The sequence below is a fragment of the Cycloclasticus sp. genome (genome assembly GCF_019090545.1).
Classification (GTDB): Bacteria; Pseudomonadota; Gammaproteobacteria; order Methylococcales; family Cycloclasticaceae; genus Cycloclasticus; species Cycloclasticus pugetii.
This window is the reverse complement of the sequence record NZ_JAHRVT010000017.1, coordinates 38,781-45,488: the sequence shown is the minus strand read 5'-3', so window position 1 is coordinate 45,488 and position 6,708 is coordinate 38,781. Positions and strand designations below refer to the sequence as shown.

Here is a 6,708-nt window from a genome sequence, read left to right as displayed (position 1 = left end):
TACTAAGCTATTGTTATCTTTGCGAATTTCCTTTTCCCTACCTGCACTAAGTGCTCCTCTCCCAACCCAAGCATCGTACCTTTATCATTAATCTTCTGCTCGTTAACTCTTACTGCCCCCTGCTTTATCATGCGGTAGGACTCCGATGTGCTTTTTGTTAGCCCTGCATCCTTCATAACATTAGCCAATAATAGCTCGCCTGCACTTGTTATAGTTATCCTTTCTATGTCTTCTGGAAGCTGGCCATGTTTAAATCGAGATTCAAACTCTTGTTGTGCGCTTTTTGCTAATGATTCATCGTTAAAACGCTCAACTATTTCTAACGCCAATTTAACTTTTATGTTTTTTGGATTTTCTTTACCCGCTTCGCACTGGGCTTTCCATTCATTAATTTCATCCATCTCCCTAAAACTAAGCAATTCGAAATAACGCCACATCAAACTGTCAGAAATGGACATGATCTTGCCGAACATATCGTTCGGCGCCTCATTGATGCCTATATAGTTACCCAGTGATTTTGACATCTTTTGTACGCCGTCCAATCCTTCTAAGATTGGCATTGTCATCACCACTTGTGGCGATTGACCATATGTTTCTTGCAGCTGGCGACCCACTAATAAGTTAAATTTTTGGTCTGTTCCACCGAGTTCAACATCCGATTTTAATGCTACTGAGTCATACCCTTGTATTAATGGGTATATAAATTCGTGTATAGCAATAGGCTTACCACCGGTATAGCGTTTATTAAAATCATCTCGCTCTAGCATTCTCGCGACAGTATGCTTGGCTGCTAATTGAATTAAATCTACTGCATTAAATTCTGACATCCATGTTGAGTTAAACACTACCTCGGTTTTGTCAGGATCTAGAATCTTGAAAACTTGCTCGGTATAGGAAGCCGCATTTTGTATGACTTCTTCTTTGGTCAACGGCGGCCGCGTTGCTGACTTCCCCGTTGGGTCGCCAATCATGCCAGTAAAATCGCCAATAAGAAACAATATATGATGCCCAGCATCTTGAAACTGTTTTAGCTTATTAATAAGTACCGTGTGGCCCAAATGCAGGTCTGGGGCCGTAGGGTCAAAACCAGCTTTTATTCTTAACTTTTTGCCCGAGGCTACTTTTTTATCAAAATCTGACTCTACCAATATTTCATCAGATCCGCGCTTTAGCTGCGCTAATTGCAATTTTATAGCTTCACTCACACATCTTCCCTATATATAGTATAAAAGGCGCAAGATACTGCATATCAAATATAAATCAACTTTTTCTCACCCAGACTGACTCTGTAGGACGTTCTTTCCGGTCACAATTTCATTACTTTCAATGAAAGGGTTACTCGTGTCACAATTGGGCTTTATACTTTTCACTTTACTTGCTATACAATGTCTAAGCTTACGCTTTTTATAGCTTTTTTTGTTTTTACATAACCCTTAACACTAACCTTTTTATGATGAAATCTAGCTTAATAAATCGTGATTTTAAAACACCGATAAGCCCTCGTCGCTATAACAGCAAAAAAGCACGTCTTATCACCATGCTGCTGACTACAATAGTTATGCTGGGCATTGCGCTTTATTTCAAAAATGCTACTGATCCCAATCAGGCCAGCTTATCTACCAAGCCAACTAACAATCAACATGTAGTCTCTATTGATTTACCAGAGAGATCATCAGACGATTTTTCTGCGCCTACTTTATCAATTGTTAAGCATAAAACCGCGCCGTTAACTGCTCCAACAAACACTGCCAAAATTACAGGCTCTTCAGAAAAAATCTCATGGAAAGAGTACACCATTAAGCCCGGCGACAGTTTGGCTAAAATATTTAACCACCTGAATTACTCAGCCACCACTCTACATAATATTATTCAGCTTGGCGAACAAACACAGGCTTTAAAAAAGATTCGACCGGGGCAAACACTACGTTTCGCACAAAATGCAGATGGCGAGTGCGTTTCTTTGGAATACGACCTCGACCAAATAAAAACCCTTCGCATTGAAACCATTGATAATGACTTTGCTGCAACGGTTATTGAAAAACCAGTGGAAGTTTCTCACGCTGTAGCATCCGCAGATATCAATAACTCACTTTTTTATGATGCCAAACAAGTTGGGGTGTCTGATAAAACAATCATGGAGCTTGCTAATATTTTCGGCTGGGACATTGATTTCACTCAAGGCTTAAGACAGGGGGATTCATTCAGCCTGCTGTATGAATCCAAATCCATCAATGGGAAGCGTATTGAAAATGGCCCTATCTTAGCCGCTGAATTTATAAACCGCGGTAACAAATATCAAGCTGTTCGCTTTACTGATAAAGACGGCAATACTGAATATTTTTCTCCTGACGGAAAGAGCATGCGTAAAACCTTTTTGCGCAACCCTATCGATTTTGCAAGAGTTAGCTCACATTTCAATTTGCGTAGAAAACACCCCGTTTTGAATAGGATTCGCGCACATAAGGGTGTTGACTACGCGGCCTCCACAGGCACACCTATCCGTTCTACTGGGGACGGCAAAATCATCTTCCGTGGTATAAAGGGCGGTTATGGCCGCGTCGTAATCGTTCAACATGGACAAAAATACAGCTCACTTTATGCACATATGTCTAAATATGGTCGTTACAAAAAAGGCTCACACATCAAACAAGGGCAAATCGTCGGTTATGTTGGAATGTCAGGGTTAGTAACCGGACCACACCTGCATTATGAGCTTAGAGTTAATGGCGTTCACCGGAATCCTTTAACTACTAAATTCCCCGCGGCTGAACCAATCAATAAAAACTTGCTGGCTGAATTCAAAAATCAGACATCTCCTCTTTTAGCGCAATTAGCGCTCGCAAAAAAGACTCAGTTAGCACTTAAATAAAACAGCGTGAAACAACTGTATATCGGCATCATGTCAGGCACCAGTTTAGATGGTGTCGACATTGCTATTGTTGATTTTAGCAATGACAAGCTAAGTCTTTTCTCAAGTTACTATAAGCCATACCCAGCTGTATTATTAGCCGATATAACAGCCGCCTGCGGGCAAACTCACATCTCTTATGAGGCACTCGGGACATTAGATGCCCAGCTTGGCAAATTCTACGCTCAATGCGTGCAAGACACGCTACACAATACAAGCCTAAGCCCTCACGACATCGTTGCTATTGGCTCACACGGACAGACGATACACCATAGCCCTAATAGCACCCCGCCTTTTACTCTGCAAATTGGTGATGCCAACCGTATTGCTGAAGAAACCGGAATTACTGTTGTGGCAGACTTTAGACGACGCGATATTGCAGCAGGTGGTCAGGGCGCTCCGCTAGTGCCTACTTTTCACCAAGCTATTTTTCAATCAGCGCACGATAATCAAGCGATTATCAATATTGGTGGTATTTCGAACGTCAGCTATCTTAATAAAGACCAAACTAACATTATTATTGGATTTGATTGCGGCCCTGGAAACACACTAATGAACCAATGGTGTCAGCAGCACTTTGAAAGACCCTATGACCATTGCGGACAGTTATCCAAAACTGGGCGTATTAATACCCCCCTTCTCAACAGCATGATGGACGATCCATACTTCGCAAGACCTTACCCTAAAAGCACAGGGCCTGAATATTTCAACCTTAACTGGCTGGCTTCACACATAGAGCGACACCCCGGCAGTACGATCGACACGCTGACGTCCTTATGCGAATTAACGGCCCAGTGTATTGCAAAAAGCCTAACGCAACTCCCAGGCGTTGATAACGTCTTAGTTTGCGGCGGCGGCGTACATAATGACTATTTAATGACAAGGCTTCGCCATTTAATTGAGCTACCTATTGATTCAACGGAGGCTCACGGCCTTCACCCTGATTGGGTAGAGGCCAGTGCCTTTGCATGGCTTGCTAAACGGGCGCTTGAGGGGAAAACTGGTAACCTGCCATCGGTTACCGGGGCCGATAAAGCCGTTATTTTGGGCTCTATTTACCCCGCTTAAACTGAATAACTTAGTAACTAATAAAGCAACTGGTTTCTATGCTGCAAATGATGAGCCGCAACCACAAGTTGTTGTTGCATTTGGGTTACGAATAACAAACTGCGAACCTTGTAGGTCTTCTTTATAATCAACTTCTGCTTTTTCAAGGTACTGGTAACTCATTGGGTCTATCACTACAACGACACCATCTTTTTCTATGCCAAAGTCATCTTCAGCCATGGTTTCATCAAAGGTGAAACCGTATTGAAAACCCGAGCAACCACCACCAGAAATATATACCCGAAGTTTCAACTCGGGGTTACCTTCTTCTTTAATCAGCTCAGCCACTTTTTGTGCCGCACTGTCTGTGAAATTAATATCCGCTTCTGCAACAAATGTTGTCATATTTAGAGCCTCTTTATTTAAAATTTATTCACTATACGGTTAGTACACTTTCTATTAAGAAAGTTCGTCTTGCACAGGTTCTTCTTGCAAACCGATAGCTGTTATATTGGAAGCCGCATCTTGCTGGCGCACGAGTTGACCATTCACCTCTGCCCCTACTTCCATTTCAATTAAGTTATATTGAACATTGCCTGTCACTCGAGAATTAGCAATCATTTGCACCCTTTCGGACGCTATCACATCACCTTGAACCTCTCCATCAAGAACGACTATAGGAACATTAACATTCCCATGTATAGCACCCAGCTTACTCAACGTAAGCGTTGCAGTTGAACCGTTTTCCGCCGATACATTTCCGACAACGCGACCATCAATATGCAGCCCACCAGTGTAAATAATATCTCCTTGAACAACCGTACCCTCCCCAATAATAGTGGATACATTAGTGGTATTAATCTCTTTCAGTTTTTTTGTATTTGAAGAAAACATTCTTTCAACCTCTAACTTTATTTCTTTAATTTAGCATACTAGTCTATCCCAGATAGGCGTTAGCTCCTAATTCTCAACCTTTAGCCACTAACGACCTCTCGCCAAAGCCACTGCTCCTGCATTGGCTTGGAGCCTTTTTTCGAGCGGTTAATAATCATGCTTACTGTCTTAGGTATAAATCCAATCGGTAACTTAATTTCACCTGTTAGCAACTCATAATACCTAAAAGAAAAATTACCAGACTTCAATCCTTCTATAGACAAATCCTCTAGCAGGAACTCCTTTTCTTCCCCCTGCCAGTCACCTACTATTGAAAACGTATATTGGCCTTTAATCACTTGTTTCTGGCTCGTGCCTTGGGCCAACACTAGTTCATAGTCATAACCACCTTTTTCATCGAGCGGCCTGATATCAAAACTATCAATATATAGCCCCTTAATTAACGTTTCTGGTGCGACAACCCGCTGATAAAAAGCCAACTGCTCCTTTGTATCGCTTAATTCTTCGTGCAGCTTAACCAATGATTTTCTTGCATCTTTTTGAGACTGCGCATCGATTACCTTCGAGCTTTCAATAAAGTCGAGCCGTTTCACAAGAGCTTTGTTTGCCTTCGTTAACTTAACAACAGATTCTTTTAATCGAGCATTATCGGCTTGATATTGTTTAACATCTTTAACCGATAGTCGCCCTAAAACAAAAAACAATACCAGCAGCACAATAACAATAAACAACGCCGTTTTTTCGATTAACCGCCTGCGCTGCGTTTGATGATACGGGTGTGGACATTGGTGACGAACCATTAAAAGCACCTATACTATATTAGGGGTATAAACCTACTTGATCTAGGCCCGTTTTTTCATCCAAGCCAAACATAATGTTCATATTATGAACAGCTTGCCCTGAAGCCCCTTTCACTAAATTATCAATCACCGACAATACGGTAACAACCTGCCCACCTTGAGGCTGATGTACAGCGATTTGACAACGGTTTGTGCCACGGACATCACCTGTATCCGGATGCGCACCACTAGGTAATACATCGACAAAGGGCTCATCAGCATAAAACGTCTCAAACAAATCTTGCAAGTTAATCCCCGTTTCTTTTAGCGGCGCATACAACGTGGCATGTATCCCTCGAATCATTGGCACTAAATGAGGTGTAAATGTTAGCGAAACCGGTGATGCAGACAGCTGACTCAATTCTTGAGAAATTTCAGGTAAATGTCGGTGCCCCGGAACACCGTATGCTTTAAAACTTTCACCACTTTCACTCATTAAACCGACAACACTGGCAGAACGACCAGCTCCACTCACGCCTGATTTCGCATCGGCAATCAACATTGAGCTTTCAATAACATTTGCCTTAAGAAGCGGTAAAAAACCTAACTGCGTAGCCGTTGGATAGCAGCCAGGGTTAGCTACCAAATCTGCATGTTTAATCAACTCTCGATTTGTTTCAGGCAAGCCATACACTGCCTGCTCAAGTAGTTCTGGGCAAGCATGTTTAGCGCCATACCACTTTTCCCAAACCGTAACATCTTTCAACCTAAAATCAGCTGATAAATCTATTAGTTTGACATCAGCAGCCAATAACTCTTTCGCCATCGTCATAGCTGTCGCATTAGGTGTTGCAAAAAACACAACATCGCATGCTGTTAAATTTTCAACAACCGGGGCAACAAAGCATAAATCATTAAACCCGCGTAAATTTGGGTACACAGCATCAACACGCAAACCCTTTTCGGCCCGCGATGTTACTACCTGGACATCCACCTGTGGATGCATCGCTAGCAACCGGAGCAACTCCACACCGGTATAACCCGTTCCACCTACAATACCTGCTTTTATCACACTTCTGC

The 6,708-nt window shown here is 42.3% G+C and carries 7 protein-coding genes; 2 read left to right on the top strand and 5 right to left on the bottom strand.

The window, feature by feature from the left end:
• Window positions 1–2: 2 nt before the first annotated feature.
• Window positions 3–1,205 carry a tyrosine--tRNA ligase gene (tyrS, locus tag KUG63_RS03800; protein WP_015005071.1) on the bottom strand — a complete coding sequence of 401 codons (1,203 nt, stop codon included), beginning with the start codon at window positions 1,203–1,205 and terminating at the stop codon, window positions 3–5.
• Between the two features lie 245 nt (window positions 1,206–1,450).
• Between tyrS and KUG63_RS03795 the strand changes: the two genes are divergently transcribed.
• Window positions 1,451–2,869 carry an OapA family protein gene (locus KUG63_RS03795; RefSeq protein WP_015005070.1) on the top strand — a complete coding sequence of 473 codons (1,419 nt, stop codon included), beginning with the start codon at window positions 1,451–1,453 and terminating at the stop codon, window positions 2,867–2,869.
• A 6-nt stretch (window positions 2,870–2,875) separates the two neighbouring features.
• Window positions 2,876–3,976, top strand: a complete 1,101-nt coding sequence (locus tag KUG63_RS03790) for an anhydro-N-acetylmuramic acid kinase (RefSeq protein WP_081651254.1) — start codon at window positions 2,876–2,878, stop codon at window positions 3,974–3,976.
• A gap of 36 nt (window positions 3,977–4,012) precedes the next feature.
• On the opposite strand, the gene erpA is transcribed toward KUG63_RS03790, so the two are convergent.
• From erpA to argC, 4 genes are all read right to left on the bottom strand, one after another.
• Window positions 4,013–4,360 (bottom strand): iron-sulfur cluster insertion protein ErpA, encoded by a 348-nt coding sequence (gene erpA, locus KUG63_RS03785; RefSeq protein WP_015005068.1) that lies wholly within the window; start codon window positions 4,358–4,360, stop codon window positions 4,013–4,015.
• A 54-nt stretch (window positions 4,361–4,414) separates the two neighbouring features.
• Entirely contained in the window at window positions 4,415–4,849 is a 435-nt protein-coding gene (locus KUG63_RS03780) for a bactofilin family protein (RefSeq protein WP_020933158.1), read from the bottom strand.
• An 80-nt stretch (window positions 4,850–4,929) separates the two neighbouring features.
• Complete coding sequence (locus tag KUG63_RS03775; RefSeq protein WP_020933159.1) at window positions 4,930–5,649, bottom strand: DUF6776 family protein; 720 nt, start codon at window positions 5,647–5,649, stop codon at window positions 4,930–4,932.
• Between the two features lie 19 nt (window positions 5,650–5,668).
• Window positions 5,669–6,700, bottom strand: a complete 1,032-nt coding sequence (gene argC, locus KUG63_RS03770; protein WP_015005065.1) for an N-acetyl-gamma-glutamyl-phosphate reductase — start codon at window positions 6,698–6,700, stop codon at window positions 5,669–5,671.
• Between the last annotated feature and the right edge of the window lie 8 nt (window positions 6,701–6,708).